17 protein-coding genes and 1 pseudogene are annotated in these 20,184 nt (G+C 69.8%); 11 read left to right on the top strand and 7 right to left on the bottom strand.

The features are described from left to right. The first annotated feature begins 165 nt into the window (after positions 1 to 165). A complete protein-coding gene (locus AC07AZ_RS34675; protein WP_478854715.1) occupies positions 166 to 1,833 on the top strand; it encodes an alkaline phosphatase family protein in 1,668 nt (555 codons plus the stop codon). A gap of 135 nt (positions 1,834 to 1,968) precedes the next feature. On the opposite strand, the gene AC07AZ_RS34670 is transcribed toward AC07AZ_RS34675, so the two are convergent. The 4 genes from AC07AZ_RS34670 to AC07AZ_RS34655 form a co-directional block, all read right to left on the bottom strand. Then, entirely contained in the window at positions 1,969 to 2,262 is a 294-nt protein-coding gene (locus AC07AZ_RS34670) for a hypothetical protein (RefSeq protein ID WP_478854714.1), read from the bottom strand. Between the two features lie 262 nt (positions 2,263 to 2,524). Continuing rightward, positions 2,525 to 2,719, bottom strand: coding sequence for an antitoxin (locus AC07AZ_RS34665; protein ID WP_478854713.1), 195 nt, complete (start codon positions 2,717 to 2,719; stop codon positions 2,525 to 2,527). A gap of 378 nt (positions 2,720 to 3,097) precedes the next feature. Beyond that, positions 3,098 to 3,949 carry a polysaccharide deacetylase family protein gene (locus tag AC07AZ_RS34660; protein WP_478854712.1) on the bottom strand — a complete coding sequence of 284 codons (852 nt, stop codon included), beginning with the start codon at positions 3,947 to 3,949 and terminating at the stop codon, positions 3,098 to 3,100. Further along, entirely contained in the window at positions 3,946 to 5,340 is a 1,395-nt protein-coding gene (locus tag AC07AZ_RS34655) for an MGDG synthase family glycosyltransferase (protein WP_478854711.1), read from the bottom strand. Before AC07AZ_RS34655 ends, AC07AZ_RS34660 begins: the two co-directional genes overlap by 4 nt. 323 nt (positions 5,341 to 5,663) lie before the next feature. On the opposite strand from AC07AZ_RS34655, the gene AC07AZ_RS34650 reads away from it, so the two are divergent. From AC07AZ_RS34650 to AC07AZ_RS34635, 4 genes and pseudogenes are all read left to right on the top strand, one after another. Further along, complete coding sequence (locus tag AC07AZ_RS34650; protein WP_478854710.1) at positions 5,664 to 6,062, top strand: BlaI/MecI/CopY family transcriptional regulator; 399 nt, start codon at positions 5,664 to 5,666, stop codon at positions 6,060 to 6,062. Positions 6,063 to 6,066: 4 nt separating this feature from the next. Continuing rightward, positions 6,067 to 7,188, top strand: a complete 1,122-nt coding sequence (locus AC07AZ_RS34645; RefSeq protein WP_478854709.1) for a M56 family metallopeptidase — start codon at positions 6,067 to 6,069, stop codon at positions 7,186 to 7,188. Positions 7,189 to 7,269: 81 nt separating this feature from the next. Then, positions 7,270 to 7,552 (top strand): annotated as a pseudogene (locus tag AC07AZ_RS34640) (NF041680 family putative transposase); the annotation flags it as partial. Positions 7,553 to 8,024: 472 nt separating this feature from the next. Next, a complete protein-coding gene (locus AC07AZ_RS34635; RefSeq protein WP_478854708.1) occupies positions 8,025 to 10,010 on the top strand; it encodes a polyprenyl synthetase family protein in 1,986 nt (661 codons plus the stop codon). 60 nt (positions 10,011 to 10,070) lie between these two features. Here AC07AZ_RS34635 and AC07AZ_RS34630 read toward each other — a convergent pair whose 3' ends face one another. Both AC07AZ_RS34630 and AC07AZ_RS34625 read right to left on the bottom strand, forming a co-directional pair. Next, entirely contained in the window at positions 10,071 to 10,883 is an 813-nt protein-coding gene (locus AC07AZ_RS34630) for an ABC transporter permease (protein ID WP_478854707.1), read from the bottom strand. An 8-nt stretch (positions 10,884 to 10,891) separates the two neighbouring features. Then, positions 10,892 to 11,497, bottom strand: a complete 606-nt coding sequence (locus AC07AZ_RS34625) for an ABC transporter ATP-binding protein (RefSeq protein WP_478854706.1) — start codon at positions 11,495 to 11,497, stop codon at positions 10,892 to 10,894. Between the two features lie 740 nt (positions 11,498 to 12,237). On the opposite strand from AC07AZ_RS34625, the gene AC07AZ_RS34620 reads away from it, so the two are divergent. From AC07AZ_RS34620 to AC07AZ_RS34600, 5 genes are all read left to right on the top strand, one after another. Then, on the top strand, positions 12,238 to 13,656 hold the full coding sequence (locus tag AC07AZ_RS34620) for a glycosyl hydrolase family 28-related protein (protein WP_478854705.1): 1,419 nt from the start codon (positions 12,238 to 12,240) through the stop codon (positions 13,654 to 13,656). A 304-nt stretch (positions 13,657 to 13,960) separates the two neighbouring features. Next, on the top strand, positions 13,961 to 15,463 hold the full coding sequence (locus AC07AZ_RS34615) for a glycosyltransferase family 2 protein (protein WP_478854704.1): 1,503 nt from the start codon (positions 13,961 to 13,963) through the stop codon (positions 15,461 to 15,463). Positions 15,464 to 15,902: 439 nt separating this feature from the next. After that, entirely contained in the window at positions 15,903 to 16,547 is a 645-nt protein-coding gene (locus AC07AZ_RS34610) for a DedA family protein (protein ID WP_478854703.1), read from the top strand. Between the two features lie 362 nt (positions 16,548 to 16,909). After that, on the top strand, positions 16,910 to 17,254 hold the full coding sequence (locus AC07AZ_RS34605) for an STAS domain-containing protein (RefSeq protein WP_478854702.1): 345 nt from the start codon (positions 16,910 to 16,912) through the stop codon (positions 17,252 to 17,254). A 318-nt stretch (positions 17,255 to 17,572) separates the two neighbouring features. Continuing rightward, complete coding sequence (locus AC07AZ_RS34600) at positions 17,573 to 18,046, top strand: DUF5707 domain-containing protein (protein WP_478854701.1); 474 nt, start codon at positions 17,573 to 17,575, stop codon at positions 18,044 to 18,046. Positions 18,047 to 18,059: 13 nt separating this feature from the next. Here the strand turns inward: AC07AZ_RS34600 and AC07AZ_RS34595 are convergent, their stop codons facing one another. Further along, positions 18,060 to 19,403 carry an MFS transporter gene (locus AC07AZ_RS34595; RefSeq protein WP_478854731.1) on the bottom strand — a complete coding sequence of 448 codons (1,344 nt, stop codon included), beginning with the start codon at positions 19,401 to 19,403 and terminating at the stop codon, positions 18,060 to 18,062. 386 nt (positions 19,404 to 19,789) lie between these two features. Between AC07AZ_RS34595 and AC07AZ_RS34590 the strand changes: the two genes are divergently transcribed. Continuing rightward, positions 19,790 to 20,173, top strand: a complete 384-nt coding sequence (locus AC07AZ_RS34590) for a thiol-disulfide oxidoreductase DCC family protein (RefSeq protein WP_478854700.1) — start codon at positions 19,790 to 19,792, stop codon at positions 20,171 to 20,173. The last annotated feature ends 11 nt before the right edge of the window (positions 20,174 to 20,184 follow it).

Here is a 20,184-nt window from a genome sequence, read left to right as displayed (position 1 = left end):
GCCGCCCTGACGGCATGCGGGCGTGCCGGCGTCTTTGCTTGCGCTGATCCGTTTCTTGAGCGGGACCCGGTGCGAAAGTCCGCTTCCGTACACGTTCGCCCTCTCGGATGTGGGGTGCCAGGTGCGCAGGCTTCCCCTGCCTCGCACAGCGACGAGGAGGCCCCCTTGTTCCCACGTCCGCTTCGCCCCGCTCGTACCGTCACGGCTGCTGCCGCCGCGCTCGCGGCTGTCGGCGCCCTCACCGCCGCGGCCACCGCGCCCGCTTCGGCACGCGTTCCCGCCCCGGCACACCCCGGTGCCCGTCACGTCCTGCTGTTGTCCGTCGACGGCCTGCACCAGTCCGACCTGGCGTGGTACGTCCACCGGCACCCCCGGTCGGCGCTCGCCCGGCTCGCCGCGGGCGGGGTGGAGTACACGCACGCGAGAACGACCATCCCCTCGGACTCGTTCCCGGGCATGGTCGGCCAGCTCACGGGCGGCAACCCCCGGACCACGGGCGTCTATTACGACGACACGTACAGCTCCACGCTCCTGCCGGCAGGCACGACCACCTGCGCCGGCGCCAAGCCCGGCGCCGAAGTCGACCTCACCGAGGATCTCGACAGGGACAAGGACTCCCTCGACGCGGGCCAGGGCCTGAACGGTCTGCCCGGCAGCATCCTGCAAATGACCGGGGCCCCCACCAGTCTCATCGACACGTCGAAGCTGCCCGTCGACCCGAGGAGCTGCACGCCGGTGTACCCGCACTCGTATCTGAAGGTGAACACGGTCTTCAACGTGGTCCGCGAGGCCGGGCTGCGGACCGCGTGGTCCGACAAGCATGCCGCGTACGAGATCCTCAACGGCCCTTCCGGTGACGGCATCCAGGACCTGTTCACCCCCGAGATCAACAGCACCGCCATCGGCTACCCGGCGGGTGACTGGACCAAGGACAACGCGGCGACCGAGCAGTACGACGGCTACAAGGCACAGGCCGTCCTGAACGAGATCGACGGCTACGACCACAGCCGCGCCCACCGGGCGGGCACCCCGGCTGTGTTCGGCATGAACTTCCAGTCCGTCTCGACCGCCCAGAAACTGCCCGAGTCCGACGGGCTGACGGGCGGCTACCAGGCGAGGGGCGTGCCCGGCCCGTTGCTGGCGAGGAACCTCGCCTTCGTGGACCGGCGGATCGGTGCCTTCCTCACCGAACTCCGCAGGACGAACCTCGACGGCGGCACCACCGTCATCCTGTCCTCGAAGCACGGGCAGTCCCCCACTGACCCGAAGGCGTTGACGCGTGTCGACGACGGCCCCCTGCTCGACGGCCTCAACGCCGCCTGGAAGGCAGCCCGTCCCGGCTCCGGTGACCTCGTGGCGCACGCGGTCGACGACGACGCCATGCTCATCTGGCTCACCGACCGCACCAGGACCGCCACCGACTTCGCCAAGGCATACCTGCTCGCCCAGTCCGGCACCGGCAACGACATCGACGGCGCTGCCAAGCCCTTCACGGCGAGCGGCCTGAAGACCCTGTACGCCGGTGCGGACGCCGCCCACTACTTCCACGCCCGCCCGGGCGACTCGCGCGTGCCCGACCTGGTCGGCATCGCCCGGTACGGCGTCGTCTACACCGGCGGCAAGAGCAAGATCGCCGAGCACGGCGGCGCCCACGCCGACGATCTGGGCGTCCCGCTCATCGTCTCCGGCGCGGCCGCCCCGCACGGTGTGCGCTTCGGCGGCACGGTACGGACCACGCAGATCGCCCCGACCATCCTGCGGCTGCTCGGCCTCGACCCACGAGCGCTTGACGCCGTACGCATCGAGCACACGCGGGCGCTCCCGCTCCGCTGACACCACCCTCGACGCCTCCCCGCACACCCGGGACGCCGGACCGGGCCGGCCGTCCGTGCTCGAACGGCCGGGGGCGGGGTAGGCCGGGTACGCCCGGAAGGGTTGCCCGACGCCGACGGGAGCGGCGGCCGGCACTCAGGCGTTGGCGTGACTGCGCCCGCCCATCCTCCGCGGAGCGGCATGGTGCACGGCCCCACCCGCACGGGCAGCCTGCTGACGCCACAGCCACACCGAGGTCACGGCCAGCAGACCGGTGAAGACGACCAGGAGAATCGCCGACACCCACATGGGCCGGCTTCCCGGGTTGTCCCATCCCGTCAACCCAGCCGATGCCGCCCACAGGACGGCACCCCCGGCGTAGAAGGTGCGGATCCGGCGCAGTTGCCGCAGTGCCCGTACGGACTCGATGTGATCAGTTTCCCGTGCCATGTGACGCGCGTACCCCGATACGCGCGCACCATCAGCCTTTTCGGCAAGTTGCTGCATGACTTGAGCCCGGAGCAGCCTTTTCGGCACGTTGCTGCACGAGTTGAGCCCGGAGCTCGACACCAGAAGCCCGCCGGTGGGGCACCGAAGCCTCCTGACTCCCGGCTCGCAGGCGGATCGGCTGACACCAGGCATCTGCCCGCCGGCAACACCCCGGCCCCCGACGCGTAACGCCGGGGGCCGGGGTCGAACTACGGGCAGACGGCTACCGCTGCGTCGTCTCGCCGCCCTGATAGGCACGGCGCGCCGCGTCGGCGGCCTTGTCGGTCTGAGCGTCGTACTTGTCGCCCGTACGCTCGTCGACCACGCGCTCAGCGCCCGCGACGCCCTTGTCGGCCTGGTCCGGGTGGCTCTTCGCCATCTCCTTGGCCTTGTTCGCCATGTCGCCCAGCTTGCCCATGGGTACCTCCTGAGAGCTTGCGTGCGTTGTGCCGAGGCGACGAGTACCCGCACTCGCCGATCCCTCACCTCTGCCCTCCCCAACCCCCCGCTGTGTGAGACGCCGTGCTCCTTGCCGGAGTCCGACGTGCCGAGTACGGGGATCGGCCGGTTCGTCACATCGGCTGAGGATCTGCTGGTCTGCCGGGGCCTCACGACCGGCGTGTGGTTCACCGCCTTCCCGCTGCGCGGGCGGCGGTTGTACGCCGACAGCCAGGCGGCGCGCGCCGAGCGGGCCGAGCGGAGCGGGAACACCTGGTGCGGCTCGCGGCAGCCGCCGGGCAGGCGCGGTCCGGAGGGCGACACCTCCGACGAGGGCCACGGGGACCGGGGCATTGCGTCAGCCTCTCCCCCACTGCGCGTACGGCAGCCGGGGTTGACGCTGATCACGCTCACGCGGCCCGCCTTCCTCGGGGGTGAGGCGGACAGGGGCCGGTCGCCCGGCGAAGGGCTGACCGCCCACCCCGCCCACGCCGTGGTCACGCAGGGGCCCGACGGTCAGGCCGCGCTCCTCGCAGGTGTCGAGGATCCGGGGCAGGGCGCCGAGGGTGTTGTGCCAAGAGCCCGGGGCGGACGTGCAGTCGGAGTCGTGGAGGAGGATCGTGCCGCCGCCGTCGAGGTCCCCGGTGACCGAGCGGTGGACGGAGTCGGGCGTGGCCCGGGCCGTCCAGTCCTCGCCCCAGCAGGTCCACAGCGTCGGGGTGAGGCCGAGCCGGCGGGCGGCGAGGTGGGCACCGGTGGTCATCACGCCGTAAGGGGGCCGGAAGAGCAGCGGCGGGCGTCCGGTGAGGTCGCCGACGGTGTCACGGGCGCGGGCGAGGTCGCCGTAGGTGGAGCGGGGGCCGCGCAGCAGCAGTGGCCGGTGCGTCCAGCCGTGGAGGGCGATCTCGTGCCCGGCGGCGGCCAGCTCCGCTACGAGGCCAGGGCTGCGCGAGGCCGCGGAGCCGAGGAGGAAGAAGGTGGCGCGGATCCCGCGCGCGTCCAGGAGACGGAGGAAGAACGGGGTGGACAGCGGGTCGGGGCCGTCGTCGAAGGTCAGAGCGACGTGCTCGCTGCGGCCACGTCCCGCCAGCCGGGGCATGAGGCGGTTGCGCAGCGGCCCGACGGTGGAGACGACCGGGGCGGCGTACGCGAGGGTGAGGGCGGGCAGCGCGACACCGGCGAGCACGCGGGTGGTACGTGCGGTGATCACCGGTTGTCTCCGTCGGCCGTGGAGCGGTGGTGTGCGTCCGGGGGCCGGTCGAGTCTCACCTGGTCCAGACCGTGGTCGATGGCCTGCAGGACGCTTCCTCCGCTGTGGGTGGCGGCGATGCCCGTGCCTACGGCGGTGCCCCACAGCACGGTGGCCAAGGTGCCGGTGGCGACGATCCGTCGCACGGCGCGGCGCTCGTGGCGGACGGTCGTACGGCTGGACGAGGGCGGAGCGCCGGGGGCGGGGTCCGGGCCCGCGGCGCCGACTCCGCAGGCCCGGAGGATCGCGGCCACCGGTCCGCCGCCCGGGGCGGTGGCGAACAGGGCGAGACCGGCGGCGCGCTGGCGGTCGCCGAGCGGGCCGTCCAGCAACTCGGTCAGGACGGTCGTGAGGTCGGCGGGTTCGCGTATCCAGGTGGCGAGGCCGGCCTCGTGCAGGGCGGCGGCGTTGGTCTGGCCGTGGCCCGGTATGCAGCCGTAGCTGGCCACCGGCAGGCCGGCGGCCAACGCCTCAAGCGAGGTGAGCCCGCCGGCGTTCTGGACGAGGACGTCCGCCGCGTGCATCAGGCCGGGCATGTCCGCCACCCAGCCGTACGCGTGCTCGATGCCCGCTGCCCGCAGTCGCCCGGACAGGGCCTGGTTGCGGCCGCAGACGACGACCGGTACCGCGACGCCGCTGTCCCGGATCTCGCGGGCCACCTGTTCGACGGGGCCGACACCCCAGGACCCGGCGACCAGGAGCGCCAGCGGCGCCGCCGCGGGCAGCCCGAAGCGGGCGCGGGCCTGCGCCCGCTCCCGGTCGGTGGCCGGTCCGAAGCGCTGGGCCACGAGCGGGCCGGTCGCCAGGACGCGGGCGGCGCCGCGGGCCCGGGCCTGCTCGGCAGGGACGGGGTGGGCGGCGAGGTGGAGGTCGATACCTCGCGCGACCCACAGCGGGTGCACGGAGAAGTCGGTGAGGTAGGTGATCGCGGGGATCGTGAGCCGGCCCCTGAGCCGCAGCGCTCCGAGGACCTGACTGGCGCCGGGGTAGGTGGACACCACCGCGCGGGTGTCCGAGGGCAGTGCCCGCATGATCCGCTGCTCCGCGCTGCGCAGCAGGGCCCGCACTCCCGGGCCGCTGCCGCCCGCCCGGTCGGTGGCGGCATAGATCCGCTGGTAGGCGGCGGGGGCGTGGATCAGCATCCGGTGGTAACCGCTGCTGGCCGCCCTGCCGATGTGGGCCGGCAGCAGGTCGAGGAAGTCGAGCCGGTCCACCGTGCAGCCGTGTGCCGCGAGGCGGTCGGAGAGCTCGGCGGCGGCACCGTCGTGTCCGGCTCCCACACTCGCCGAGACGATCACGATGCGACCGAACCGGTCCGGCTGCCGGGGATGGGGCAGGACACCACCGGACACGGCCGTCGGTCGCCTCGCTGGCGGCGGACCCGTCGGGTCCCACCGGCCGTCCGCCAAGTGCACCGAACTGCTGGGGTACGGCACGAACGATCAACCTCCATGACGTCAGCGAGCACACCTCGTGCGCTGGGACGGCGCGGGGCGGAAGCCAGACTCTACAACATGTAGTAGATAGAGCTCTACAGCATGTAGTAGCTCGATCGGGAGGCCGGCCGGTCATTCTTCTACACGGCGTAGTAGATTTGGGCCCCGCCGTTCGGCCGACAGCCGGCCGCCGAACGCAGGCGGCGAGGTGTCGGGGAACGAGGAAGGCGCGTGACGGCATGGCTGGCGACAACCAGGGCGAGGCCGACGGCCGCAGGCGGGCTCCCGGGGAGCTGGAGAGCGACGTGCTCGGAGCCCTGTGGGCAGCGGACAGCCCGCTGACAGCCGCCCAGGTCAATGAACGGCTGCCCGGAGACCTGGCGTACACCACGGTGCTGACGATCCTGTCCCGCCTGGTGGACAAGGGCCTGGTCACCCGGCGCAAGTCGGGCCGCGGTTACGCCTTCGCACCGGCGCGGGACGAGGCCACACACACCGCCGGGCAGATGCGCTCGCTCCTCGAACAGGGCTCGGACCGCGAGGCCGTCCTGTCCCGCTTCGTCGACGAGTTGTCGGCGGACGACGAGCGGCTGCTGCAGCGGCTGCTGGGTGGCCACGGCGAGCCCAGGGAGTCGTGAACCGGTGCGGTTCAGCGTCTACGTCCCCTTCGTGGTGAGCGCGCTGCTCGCCGTGTTCGCCCCCTGGCTGGCACCCCGTCTCCCGCCGCGCCCGGCGGCCTGGGCGCTGACCAGCGCCGCGTTGGTGACGGCCGCGGGGTGGGTCGGAGCCCTGGCGCTGCTGGCGTTCACCGGAGTGGGGCAGATACCCGAGGTCGCCGAGCAGGGGCCGTGGTCCGTCAGCGCGCTCCGGGCAGAGGACCCGGTGTGGCTGACGGTGGCCGTGGCCGGTGGACTGGCCCTGGCCACGAGCGCTGTCGCGCTGGGCGTCTGTGCGCACAGGCAACTGCGAGGGCTGCTGCAGGCGCGTCGCGACGGCCGACGGCTGCCCGACGGCGAACTCACCGTGATCGACGACCCGGTGCCGGAGGCGTACGCGCTGCCCGGGGCCCCGGGCCGGATCGTGATCTCCCGCGGCATGCTGCGCGCCCTCGACGACGCCGAACGGCAAGCCCTGCTGGCCCACGAACGCGCCCATCTGCGCCACCGCCACCACGTCTTCCTGATCACCTGGCGTCTCGCGGCCGCCGTGAACCCACTCCTGCGCCCCCTCGCCTCCTCCGGCGCCTTCGTCCTGGAACGCTGGGCCGACGAGGAGGCCGCGGCAACGACCGGGGACCGAACGGTGGTGGCCCGCGCCGTCGCCCGGGCGGCCCTCGCCACCTCCGGCGCCCGCCGTCGCCGTGGGGTCCTGGCCGCCGACGGGGGCCCGGTGCCGCGCCGGGTCAAGGCCCTGCTGACCCCGCCCCGGCACCCGTGGCGCCTGCCGCTGATCGCGGGCGGCCTGCTCCTCACACTGTGCTGCGGCAGCCTCGCGGAGGCCGCCGCCGAGATCGACTCGATGTTCGCGGGCGCGATGTATCCGCACGGCCGGTCGATCCACTGCCGCTTTGGCGAGCGGTCCACCCCGCGACCCGACGGCCGCTCAGACGACCGGTTCGGTGCGCCGTTCGCCGTCCCGCACGCCCGCCCGGCCGGGCACCGGGCCGAGGTGCGCGAGGCAGGCCACCAGATGCAAGCGGGCACTGGCTTGATCTTTGACCTCGGGTCCGAACGACTCCTCGCACTTGATCACTCGGAGTGGTAACTGCCGTACACGCAGGCGGCCTTCGGCTGAGCATGTGATCCGACCAAGGAACACACCACGCTCAGCACGAAGGCCGTGGGGATGAGTCGGCCGCATCACGTCGTCCGGCAGATCCGTTTGCGGAACTGTCACGCTTCCGGGCCGAGTTCTACTCCTGTCCGGCCAGGCGTGCGGACGCATTGTTCGAGCTGGCGGACGCCGTGTTGCGCGGACGGCCCGGTCCGGTCGCTGGTGGAACCGTCGCTGGTAGGACCAGCACATTCCCGTTCCCGGCTGACCGTACTCGGTGATCTGCGCGCTGGAGACGAGCCGCAGTTCCTGGACCGCGCCGCTGGACGCGCTGCGTCTGGCACCAGGAGACGACGCCGTACCTCTTGCGCGGTCCGAGCATGCCCTGGGCGGCCCGGAGCCGGTAGAGGGCATTGACCTCCAGCAGCTGATCGATCACCTGACGGCAGGCGTCCCCAACCTGCGAGGCTTGGCCGCGGCACCAGATCGGCGTGCGCATCTGGAAGGCGACCTTCTCGGGCGGGTAGTCATCTCTGTCGGTGCGATGGCGATCACCACCCACAGAGCGGACAGCTCATGCGATTAGGTGGTTTAGCGCAGGAAAGGACGCGTACGGCGACAGTCTCCTGTTTCCTGGCTGCGAGGCGTGGAGGGGTCACCACGGGGAGCGGGTACTGCGACGTTCTGCTGCTGCGTGTCGGCTGTCCTCGCGCTCGGTGAACACCGACCAGTGTCAGGAGCGCACAATGCCACCTTCTGGGATTGACCCTGCTGCTTTTCCGTGTCTGGAGGCGGACTTGGACAGGGTCCGTGACGCTCTGGGACCGGTGCGTATCCAGGGCAGGCCCGAACTCGACGCGCTCACACAGGAAGGGCCCGGTACGTCCCGCGGCCTGGTCCGTCCCACCCTTGCTCTGCTCTCGTACTACGTTCTGACGGATCCTTCGAGGCCGGCCGATGACCGGGCAGTGCGCGCCGCCGCAGCCGTCGAGATGCTGCACCTGGGCGCGCTCTACCACGATGACGTCGTGGACCACGCTCACGAGCGCCGCGGCCGCCCCAGCGCCAACGCGGTATGGGGTGACCACCTGGCCATCCTCGCCGGGGACTGCGTGATGCTCACCGGCCTGAACATGCTGGCGCAGCTTGGTCAGCGCGAAGTCGTCGAGGGAACGATGGCGAACGAACGGATGTGCGCCGGCATGGTGATGGAGGCGGCCGACCTGTATGCGGCCTCGCGCAGCGAACAGGCCTACCTCGACGCGATCGCCGGCAAGACGGCGCAGTTGTTCGCCCTGGCCTGCCGGCTGGGGGCGATGCAGGCGAGCGGGGGCCGTGGTCGACAGGATGACTGGGAGGAGGCGCTGGCCGGGTTCGGCTGGCAGTTCGGGCACGCCTATCAGTTACGCGATGACATTCTCGATCTGACGTCAACCGTTGAGGAGTTGGGCAAGCCCGTCAACACCGATCTGTCCGAGGGTGTCTACACCCTGCCTGTGATCCGCGCGGTTTCCCGCGACCGCGACCTCGGCCGCCTTTTGGGCAAGGAGATGACACAGGAGGAAGCCGCACGTGCCCGGGACCTCGTTGTCGCCTCCGGGGCCGTGCAGGAGGCGCAGGCGGTGGCCGACGCACACATGACCGAGGCCGCTGATCAGCTTTCCCGCCTTCCCGATCACTCTTGTGCGCTCGATGGTCTGACGGCCTACGCTCGGGCCGTACTCGACCGGCCCACTGCTTCCCGTCCCGCGGTTATCCCCCACCAGGTCCGGCAGGCCCCTCAGCCCCAGAACAGCGCGCACGCCGAGCAGGTCACGAGGTGGCTGAAGGGCTGGCTCGTGGAGACCGGCATCGCCGCCACCCCGGCCGAGGCTGACCATCACCGGCTGTCGGGCGCTCTGTCGATGATTGAGCGGATCCTTCCTCGGGTGGCGGATGAGGCCGGCAACGCCGACGGCAATGACGACGACCTCTTCGAAAGGAGGAAGACCAGCGCAGCGTTGGGCATGCTGTTCGGTGTGTGGGACGACCTGTTCGAGGATCCGCAGCTGACGGACCCGCGCGCTGTCACCGCGCTGAGGGAAGGGCTGGTGGCGACATTGCGCCAGTCCCCGGGCGCACCGTGGACGCACGGCGCGATCCCGACGTCCTGGGCGCGGTTGTGGCCACGCCTGTGTAAAGGCAGGACTGTGCGATGGCAGGAGGCATTGCTCGACAACATCGAGGAATGGCTCCACGCCTGCGAGCGTGAGGCACGCCACCGCATCAGCGGCTACATCCCCTCACCAGCGGACTGGCTGCCGCTGCGGAGGTCGACCGGTGGCTTCGAGGTCGGCCTGGCGTGCTCGGAGATCGTGCAGGACCGGGAGATGCCAGCGGCGGTGCGCAGCCACCGCCTGGTCCGACGACTTGAGGACCTCGGCTTCTTCGTCGTCTTCGCCGAGAACGACCTGGCGGGCGTGGACCAGGACGAGGCTGAGCAGGTCCCCTACAACCTGGTCAGGGCGATCCGTCACGAGATGGGGTGCAGCCGCGCGGAAGCCATCGAGCGGGTGGAGCGCCAAGTGGCGGAGAAACGTGCCCAATTCAACGCGGTATACAAGTACGTGCCCGTGCTCTTCCGCACGTTGCCCGGCCTCTCCGGCCGGGGTGACCGGTATGCGGCGATCTACGACATGTTGAAACTGTTCTTCGATCTGCGGCAGGACGAGTCCGAAAGGTACCAGCCGAAGACCACGGCCGCGGGACCGGACCTGGAGCGTCTGCGTCGTGAGATCAGCCGGCCTGCCGCCCCGGCCCCGTCCACCCGTTAGTCCCGGGGGCTGCAGAAACACGGTGTCCCTGTGCGGGCTGTTTGCACAGGGACACCGCCCTCATGGATTCGCCGCCTTACCGAACGGCACCGGGTCGGCATCCGCCTGCCGGCCAATCCGCGCAGCGGCTGTCAGCGCAGACCGGGTACGCCGATGGAAGGCAAGCAGGCCAATGAGGGCGCCGGCGGTGAACCAGGCCAGCTGGACGGCGAAGTCCACGGCGGGCACGGTGGTGGAGAAGCCTGCGGCCGTCGCAGCCTGCATGGCACCGTATGAGGGCAGCCAGCGCACCATGCCGCTGTCCGCTCCGCTGGCGAGGGGATTCTGCAAGCCCAGGTCCACGACACTGATCATCACAATGGCGAACATGCCCTCCACCTCGCGGCGCAGGAGCGTGCCGAGGGCGACGCCCAGCGCGCCGTAGGTCATCGCCGTGCCGAACAGCGCCGCGCCGAGCAGCACGGGCTGCCGGGGCGACCAGAAGCAGCAGATGACCGCGGTGGCGTACGAACAGACGGCCACCGACGCGATGACCAGGCAGGCGACCTTCGCCAGCCCCAGCGGAACCCGGGGAAACCCGGCCATGGACAGACGGCGGTCGAATGCCCCATTGCTGAACGTCGCCGCGAACATCATGAATCCGATGATCAGCGTGACCCCGTTCAGCGCCCCGGTGATCTGGGTGATCTTGTCACCGTCGGCGGTCAACACGTGACTGGTGCTGTGCAGCCGGAACCGCACCGGCTCCTTGGCGACAGCCCAGCCCGTCATGACGACCCACACAGGAAGGAACACCGCCACGAGCAGCATCGCGAACCGGTTCCTGGCGTGCTCCACCAGGCCATAACGCGTGGCGGTCTTGAACAGCCGCACCCCTCGCCTCACCGCACCTCCTCCTGCCGTCCGTGCAGCACACCGTCCCGCAACCGCCACACCTGATCGAGCCGATCGGTGTCGTAGGCCAGATGCGAGACGACGAGAACCGATCGGCCGGCCGCACGCAGGTCCCCGACCAGATCCCAGAAACGCAGGTACGTCTCCCAGTCGAACCCCTGGTACGGCTCGTCCAGCAGCAGCACCCGCGGGTCGTGCATCACCGCGAGCGTCAGATTCAGCTTCTGCCGCGTGCCGCCACTGAGCGTCCCCACCAGGGCCCCGGCGTACTGGGCGAAACCCAGGATCACCATGACCTCCTCCGCCCGCCGCAGATCCGGAACGTCATAAGCCGCAGCGAAGAGCTCCAGATGCTGACGCACCGTGAACACGTCGTTGAGCACCACCTGCTGAGGGCAGTACCCGAACCGCCCACCGTGCCGGACCACGCCCCGGTCCGGCCGGAGCTCCCCCGAAAGGATCTTCAACAGCGTCGACTTGCCCGCCCCGTTCTCGCCGACGATGCCCACCACCGACCCCGCGGGCAGCGCGACATCGATACCGCGCAATACCCGCCGAACGCCGTAGGAATGATGGACTCCCTCTGCCTCCATCAACGCCCCCTCTCCCTCACCCCCGAGGCAGGCCACATGGATGCCCCACACCTGCCAACGAACCAAGGGCCGCATGGAAACGCCACAGCACAGGCGAGCCAGGACACGGGGTCGCCTGGGAGGCGGAGGACGACATCGCTGCCACCGTCACCTACCTGACCAGCAGGGACGCCCGCTACATCACCGGAACCACGATCAGCGTCGACGGAGGCTTCGCGATCTGAAGTTGATGGACGTCTTGGCAGGTCGCTGTGGCGAGGCCGTCGGACAGCCTTGCCCACGTGGCGATCCGCAGTGTTGTGATGTGCGTCCGCGGATCGGGGGAACGGGTGTCGGCCCCGTTCCCAGATCCCTCCGCGACGGCCCGGCGGCCAGGACGTTCGACCTGACCACCGGGCAACGCCGAACGCGACACCGCGTCGTCGATCACCAGACCGAAGGACGCATGTAGCGACATGTGAGCACTTCACGGGTCGTTCCGGAGTCAGTACGCTGTCGTGTCGTAATCATTCGCATCTGCAGCGTAATCGGACGGCGGCTCGGCGATCGCACCCCTCGGCCGCCCCTGACAGCCGATCACGGGGCCGCTCCCGGAGAACGGGCTGCTCTGCCGGGGGCGGCCTCCTTGAAGCCTCGGTTGCGATCACTCTGATCGCCTCTTCCGGGCCGAGTAGCGAATCCGGTGTTCCCCTGTCCCGGCTCAGCACCCCTCGTCGACGATGCAAGCGACGGAGACCATCATGGCCACCAGTTACTGGTTCAATGTCCTGGACTACGGTGCGACCGCCAATGGCGTCACCGATGACACCACCGCAATCCAGTCCGCGATCAATGCGGTGCCCTCATCCGGCGGAACTGTCGTCTTCCCCGCGGGCACCTACAAGATCTCCTCCGCTTTGGTGACTCGCTCCAACCTGGTTCTCCAGGGTGTCAGCGATGGCTCGTCGGTGATCGCGCAGAGCAGCACCACGGCCAACGGCCTCACCGGCTCGGACATCACGAGGCTGACCATCCGGGATCTCACCGTCCAGGGGCCGGGCAGCGGCAGCGGTAAGGGGATCCTGCTGGCGCGATCGGCGAACCCCGCGACCGTCTCGCTGTCGTTCTCCCGGATGACGGTGAAGTTCTTCGGCAACACCGGAATCGAGCTGTCCAACCCGATCGTGTCCACGTTCACCGGAGTGACGTCGGCCAACAACGGAAATCACGGCTGGGACATTCACGGCGTCTCCGGAGGTGCGGCGGGGACGAGCTGCTCGTTCATCTCCTGCTACGCCGACATCGTCACCAACGCCGGCTTCCGTCTCGACACGATGGCCTACTGTTCCTTCGTCGGCTGCGCCGCGGACCACTGCGGCATCGGCTACGAGGTGACCGGCATCGGAAGCCAGGGCATCAGCTTCACCGGATGCGGCGCTGAATCCGCAGTCAACCGCGGCACCGGATACGACGGTTACAGCTGGAAGATCAACGCAGCGATCGGCGTGGGCCTGTTCGACTCCTTCACCTACAACAGCCCCAACGTCAGCATCTGGGTCACCGGCGGCGCCCGAGGGGTCAGCATCCTCGGATTCGCCGAGAACTCACCCACCGGCACGGCCGTCAACTCGGTCAAGGTCGACTCCGGCTGCTCGGCCACCCTCGGCGACTGCAGCAACGTGAAACCCCTGTCGCTGGCGGGCAGCACCAACGTCATCAACGACACCGCCGGCGGCACCGTCGCCACCGGGTTCGTCTACGGCGCGGACTCCGCCTTCTACGAAGGCAGCGTCTCCTCCGGCACCGCGCCGACATCGGCCGACCAACTGACGCGCAAGGACTACGTCGACGCCAAGGTCAACCCCGCCCCGGTCACACTCACCGACGCTCCCACCATCGCCACCAACGCGGCACTCGGCACCCTCTTCCGCGTCACCCTCCAGGGCAACAGAACCCTGGGCACACCGACCAACCCCACCAACGGCCAACGCATCACCTGGGAACTCATCCAGGACGCCACCGGAAACCGCACCCTCACCCTCAGTTCGGCCTTCGTCAAGGGCTCCACCATCCCCACCGTCACCCTCACGACCACGGCCAACAAACGGGACTTCCTCACCGCGATCTACAACGCCACCACGAGCAAGTGGTACGTACTCGAGTTCGTCAAGGGATTCTGACCGGCAGGAACGATGCCTGACCGCAGTGATCCACTTGCCGGGCGGCCCTGACCGGGGAGAATCGACTGTAGGGCAACCACCGTCCTTCCCGGCGAACAGAGCCGGGCGGCGGTCCGGATCAGGCCCTGGAGCGGGCGACTGCCGCGGCGCCCCGACGACGACAGCCGCCTCATCGACGCCGGGATCCGCCGCTGCCGCCATCATCAAGCAACCCGGCGCCACTCAGGAGCAGGAACCCGATCCTCCTCACCGCAGGCTGCGTCGCGGAAGTCCGCCTCGCTGATGGGCGCCACCGAGAGTCGAGGTGTCACTGGTGGGCCGGCCGACGCGGGGGGAGACGCGCAAAGAGGCCTGGGGGCCTGCGTTCGTACGTCAGCGCAGAGACCTGACCGCCAGGGGTCTGACCCAGCCGGGACACATACCCGACCTTCGCCGTGCCGGTCCTGGACGGATCGTCGTGCTGGTCCCCGCCCACGACGAAGAAGCGCTCATCGCCGAAACCCTCCAGTCGCTCGCGGCCCAGACCAGACCCGCGGACGAGGTCATCGTCGTCGCCGACCGATGCACGGACCGCACCGCTCAGATCAGCGCGGCCCACGGCGCGAGGGTCGTTGAATCGGTCGGGAACACGCAGGCCAAGGCCGGTGCCCTCAACCAGGTCCTGGACGAATTACTGCCACGGCTGTCCGACGACGACGCCGTCATGATCATGGACTCCGACACCTCCTTGTCCCCCGAGTTCATCGCCAGGGCAGCCCGCCGCCTGCACGAGCAAGAACCCGGTCTCCCACCCGTAGGGGGCGTAGGCGCCATCTTCTTCGGCTACCCCCTGCACGGTCTGGTCTGCCACCTCCAGGACAACGAGTACGTGCGCTACGCACGCGAACTCCACCGCCGCCGCGGCCGTGCCGACGTCCTGACCGGCACCGCCTCCCTCTATCAGGCCAGGGGCCTGCGCCACGTCCACCGAGCCCGCACCGAGAACACCCTGCCCCGGGGAAACGACGTCTACGACGTGGAGTCGCTGACCGAGGACAACGAACTGACCCTTGCGCTCAAACACCTCGGATACCGCTGTGTGTCCCCCTGCGCCTGCATCGTCGGCACCGAACTCATGCCCACCTGGTCCCGGCTCTACTACCAGCGGCTACGGTGGCAACGCGGCGCCCTGGACAACCTCAGGGCCTACGGCCTCACCCGCGCCATACTGCCCTACGCGTGCCGGCAGGCGCTCACCTATCTGAGCGCGGCCTTCGTGCCCTTCTTCCTCACCGTCCTGGGGTACTACACCGTCACCAAAGGGTTCCCCGGAGTGCCGTGGTTCTGGGCCACGGTCACCGGCTTCGCGGCCTTCGAACGCGTCTGGGCAGTCAAACGCGGCGGGTGGAAGGCCCTCCTGCTCGCCGTTGCGATCGTGCCGGAAGTGCTCTTCGACCAATTCCTCAACGTGGTCTACGCCAAAGCGCTCGTCGACATCCTGACCCGCTCCGACGCCACCTGGGAGCAAGCACGCGGCCGTAAGAAACGCCTCCGGAGGCTGCTGGTCACCACCTGTGGTCTGGTCCTCCTGCTGGCCGGCGTCGTGGGTCTGGCATTCGCCTGCATCGCGCTCGGCATCGCCTGGCACCTGATCGCCGTCTTCGTGCTCTGCGGTGTCGCCGCAGCCGCCATCCGTTTCAGCCGCCTCTACCCCCTCGGACTGCTGCTGTCCCTGCCCAGCGGAGAACCGAAACACGACGAGATCCCACCCTGGCGCCAGCCAGAAGGACCAGCATCGGCGGCGACCGGCGCCCGCGGCCATGGTTGACCGGGGCACAGCCGCCCCACGGCTGCCTGGGTGAACCGTGGGCACCGGCGCGCCCCACACCTGCAGTGTTGACAGCAGCCTCGTCCCCGGAGGTTGTGGCCGGGGCCGCGCAGCTGCCGTGCTCGACCGAAGGCTGTGCGGGTGTCGGTCTGGATCGTACGGTCCACGGCCAGATCGTGCGGCTGGATCAGCGACGTGTGCGCGGCGCGAGTCCGAGAGCGATCGCCGCCAGGAACACCGCAACTTCCCTTTCCCGACCGCGACGCAGAACCGAAAGTGGCCGCCGTACGACGAGCGGATGGCGTGGTGACGGAGCCCGGACGACGGAACGACGACTCCCACCCGAGCTACTACACCTTGTAGGGTTTCGTCCGGTCGCCGTCGTCCGATCGGCGCCCGCCGCGCCGGGCCCCGCCGGGCGTGAGAGGAGGATGGGTGCATGCACACCATCACCGACTGGCTCAGCGGGCTGTCCGGACCGGTGGTCTACGCCGTCGTGGCCGCCCTCGTCTTCGCCGAGGACGCCCTGTTCTTCGGCTTCGTGCTGCCCGGTGAGACGGCAGTGGTCATCGGCGGCGTCCTGGCCAGTCAGGGCAAGGTGTCGGTGTGGTGGCTCGCCCTCGTCGTGGTCCTGGCCGCGATCGCAGGCGACAGCGTCGGCTACGAGGTCGGGCGCCACGTGGGCCCACGCATCCTCGGCACCCGTGCCCTGAACCGCCATGCCGACCGCGTCGGGAAAGCGCAGGAGATGATCCGCCGCCGTGGTCCCGTGGCGGTCTTCTTCGGCCGCTTCGTCGCGTTCTTCCGCGCGATGATGCCCGCGCTGGCCGGCGTGTCCCGGATGCCCTACCGCCGTTTCCTGTTCTACAACGCCCTCGGCGGCCTGGCCTGGGGCGTTGGTTTCACTCTGCTCGGCTACTTCGCGGGTGCCGCCTACACGCGCGTCGAGGGCCTGGCCGGCCGGGGCATCGCCGTGGTGTTGGCACTCGCCGTCGTGACCGCGGCCGTCATATGGCACCTACGCCGACGCCGCGCCGCCGACGCTCCCGCAGGCGCTCAGGACAGCCGCGAGGACGAACGCTGACGGCTCCGGCGGAATCCGCCCCGAACACGCCGACGAACCGAGCCGCAACCGGCGTGTCTCCGTCTGCCTGATCTTGCAGCTCCCGGGGACCTGCAGGGTCGATCGGGATCGGCGGTCACCGTTCTGACGGGTGACCGATCCGGCTCGGCGGCTGCGGGGTGACCCGGCTGTCGCTCGGCCGGGGCTCGCGCCCGGCACCGTCAGTGCGTGAGCGGACGCGAGAGCACCCGGTCCCTCCGCGAGTGCGCACGCGGTGCATCCGCACAGGCCGCAGCACCGGAAAGACCGGTAGCCGACAGTCGACCACTCAGGCTGGAAGACCGCTTCTCGCCGCAGACGCACCAACCGACCAAGGAGATGCAGTGCCCGCATCGCTGTCGATCAACCGTTCCACCACCGGCAAGGGCGTCACCGTGGTGCGCGTGAGGGGCGACATCGACTTCGCCAACGGCGCATCGCTCCGTGACACCTTGGCAGTACGCGAAAACGCTGCGGCACCGCGAGTCGTCGTCGACCTGAGCGAGGTGTCCTTCCTGGACTCCGCAGGCATCAACACCGTCATCGAAGCGCAGAAGGCTGCCGAGGAGGCCGGGGGCTGGCTGAGACTGGCCGCTCCGCAGCCGTCCGTCGCGCGGGTGCTGACCATGGTGAGTATCGACCAGGTCATCGACTGCTACTCCACCCTGGAACAGGCGTTGGTCGGGTGACCCGTAGCCGCTGAGCTCCGGCGACCGGGAGGACCTGCCCAAGCGGCGGCCCTCTGTCGGAGGCGGGGCCCGACCGGTCCGCTCGGCTGCCGCGGTCGGTCAGGAGGCACCACAGCTGTGGCCAGGGACATCATCCGGCCGGGTGGGGCGCTGCCCGGGTAACTCCCGTACTCAAGGCGCCCGTTCGAGTAGCGGGTGAGTAGACGTACTCATGCCCTGCGCATGCCGCACGCCACACCATGGACACAGCAAGCAGCGGGAAGCACACGATCCGGCCTCCCGCTCGACCTGACTCTGATCCGTTCATGGAGGATTCACATGTCCGCACGCCTGGTGCTCTCCTCGCTCGCCGGTGTCGCCGTCCTGGGCGGCGTGGCCGTCGCCACCGTCGCCCTGGTCGGCACCGCCGACGCCGCCGCCACGCACCCGACGATCGACAAAGCCACCGCCACCTCGGTCGTGCTGGGAACCAGCGGCACCAAGACCTTCACCTTCACCGCGACCGTGAGCGACAACTCCGGCATCAGGAACGTGAAGGTCCTTGCCTGGCCCCGGAGTTCGAAGCTGGACCCCAAGGCTGCCGAGATGAAGCACGTCGAGAGCGCCACCTGCGAGGCGACCTCGACACGCACCTCGGTATGCACCTACACCGCGCGGATCAACGCCACCGAAGACGCCGTCACCATGCCCACCGGCACCTGGAACACGGCCGCCCTGGTCACCGCCGAGGACGGGGACACGACCTACGACGCCAAGGCATCGACGTTCACGGTCACACACACGAACGGTTGAGCAGGCGCGTCTTTCAGGACACGTGCCGACGCCCGCATTCTGCGTCCGACTGCGGGTCGTCGTCGGGCGAGAGTGCGTCCGAGGCCGGGAGCGTCCGTCCCAGTCGGCCGAGCGGGGACAGGGCGATCAGCAGTGGGGAGAACATCATGCCTGCGGCCGTCACCAGGAGGCTGGTGCGCAGCCCCCACGCCACCGCGACAACTCCGCCGAGCAGCGAGCCGAGTGGGGTCATCCCCATCCCCACGAAGGTGATCGTCGCCGCCACGCGACCCTGCATCCCGTCCGGAGTGACGGCCTGCCGGACAGCCATGACCGTGACACTCACCAACTGGCCGCCCGTACCGCACAGGAAGTTGATCGCCAGCAGCGCGGGAACAGTCACCGCGGACGAGCCACGCACCGCAGGCACGCACAGGAACAACCCGTCGCCAAGTGCCGCCGCAGACACGAGCACCACGCCATGGCCGAACCGACGCGGCAGACGGGCGGCCAGCACCGAGCCCAGAAGCGCGCCCGGCCCCGTCGCGGCAAGCGCCAGCCCGACGGCGGCGCCCGACAGATGCAGTTCCCGCGGCATGAAGAGCAGATAGACGGTCATCATGGCCGCAAGGCAGAACTGAAAGGCGGCTGAGGCGAGGCACACAGCCCGCAACAAGGGCTGCCTCACGACGAAACGGAGACCCTCGTGGATACGCCGCCAGACCAGAGGCGGACGCCCCGAGCTCTCCGGAAGCGATTCGGTGCGCCGGATCCGCCGGATCGTCAGGAACGACACCGCGAAGAACAGCGCGCTGAAAGCGGCTGCGATCGGCGCCGACAGCAGTGACATCAACGCACCACCGAGGGCGGGGCCGCCGATCTGTGCCGCGGACCTGCTGCCCTCAAGCGCGCTGTTGCCCGGCACCAACTGATCCCGTTCCACCAACCGTACGAGAGACGCCTGGTAGGCCACGTCGAAGAACACGGACAGGACTCCCACGGCGAAGGCGACCACGAACAGCGTCGGCAGACCGAGCCAACCGAGGAGGCCGGACAGGGCGGTGACAGCCAGCGCCAGGGTCCGGCCGACGTCCGTCAGCACCATCACCGTACGGGTCCGCCACCTGTCGACCCACGCGCCGACGAAGAGCGAGAGCAGCAGGATCGGCGCCTGCCCCATCGCGCGCAGGACGCCCAGCTGGCCGGCACCGGCGTCGAGCGTCAGGACGGCGAAGAGCGGCAGGACCACCAGACCTGCCTGCTCGCCGAGTTGGGAGGCCGTCTGCCCCACCCAGAGCCTGCGGAAGTCGCCGTCCCGCCACAGACCCGACGCGACAGGCCGATCGGAATCGGATACACCGGAAGGAGCAGACGGCACGAGGATCCCCTGGATTGCCGACAACGAGGCCCGTCGCCCGCGCACAAGAGGTGCACCGACGATTCAGGCTGGAAAAAGGCTCGCTGTGCCGCAGTGTCAAGGGCAGCACGCGATGACAGGCCGATCACGGCCTAAGCTGTCAAAGCGCGCTCGGAAGACCGACCATGTCCCAGCTCCTCGGGGGCCACTCGCTGCACGAGGGAGAGTAGCTGTCGTCGGCCCGGCGCGAAAGGCGATTACCGCCGGCAGCGGACAGCCGGGCCCTCCGGCCCGCCGCCATATCTCCGGCCGGGCGAGACTTCGCGTAACCCCGCATCACGACGCGCTGCCGCCCTCCGGGTGTCCACGGCGGTATTCCGGCTCCCGGACACGGCACCATGGACCTCATGCGTACACGACCTGTGCTTGTCTACGACGGCGACTGCGGTTTCTGCACGACCTCGGTTGCCTTCGCCCGGAAATGGATCAGGCCACGCTGTGAGGTGACGTCCAGGCAGCGCGCACCGCTGGGTGATCTGGGAGTCAGCGAACAACGCGCCGAGTACGAAGCACTGTGGGTGACCCCGGACGGAACGGTGTACGGAGGCGCGCAGGCGGTCGCCAGGCTTCTGTCGAGCGCAGGGGGCGGCTATGTCGTTCTCGGAGCGATCCTGCGACTCCCGCTGGTCCGCCGGGTCGCCCACGGCATCTACCGTCTCGTTGCCGACAACCGCCATCGGCTGCCCGGCAGTACGGCGGCATGCGCCATCCCCACCACTCGCAAGCCCTGAAACGCAGCGCC

Source organism: Streptomyces sp. NPDC043878 (assembly GCF_056435735.1).
The sequence above is the reverse complement of the archived record's forward strand: the minus strand, read 5'-3'. Positions and strand labels throughout refer to the sequence as shown.

Bases quoted from the DNA above. Each gene is read 5' to 3' on its own strand.
- AC07AZ_RS34670 (WP_478854714.1), bottom strand. From the start codon at position 2,262: ATGGCACGGGAAACTGATCACATCGAGTCCGTACGGGCACTGCGGCAA.
- AC07AZ_RS34665 (WP_478854713.1), bottom strand. From the start codon at position 2,719: ATGGGCAAGCTGGGCGACATGGCGAACAAGGCCAAGGAGATGGCGAAG.
- AC07AZ_RS34650 (WP_478854710.1), top strand. From the start codon at position 5,664: ATGGCTGGCGACAACCAGGGCGAGGCCGACGGCCGCAGGCGGGCTCCC.
- AC07AZ_RS34625 (WP_478854706.1), bottom strand. From the start codon at position 11,497: ATGGAGGCAGAGGGAGTCCATCATTCCTACGGCGTTCGGCGGGTATTG.
- AC07AZ_RS34620 (WP_478854705.1), top strand. From the start codon at position 12,238: ATGGCCACCAGTTACTGGTTCAATGTCCTGGACTACGGTGCGACCGCC.
- AC07AZ_RS34610 (WP_478854703.1), top strand. From the start codon at position 15,903: ATGCACACCATCACCGACTGGCTCAGCGGGCTGTCCGGACCGGTGGTC.
- AC07AZ_RS34600 (WP_478854701.1), top strand. From the start codon at position 17,573: ATGTCCGCACGCCTGGTGCTCTCCTCGCTCGCCGGTGTCGCCGTCCTG.
- AC07AZ_RS34590 (WP_478854700.1), top strand. From the start codon at position 19,790: ATGCGTACACGACCTGTGCTTGTCTACGACGGCGACTGCGGTTTCTGC.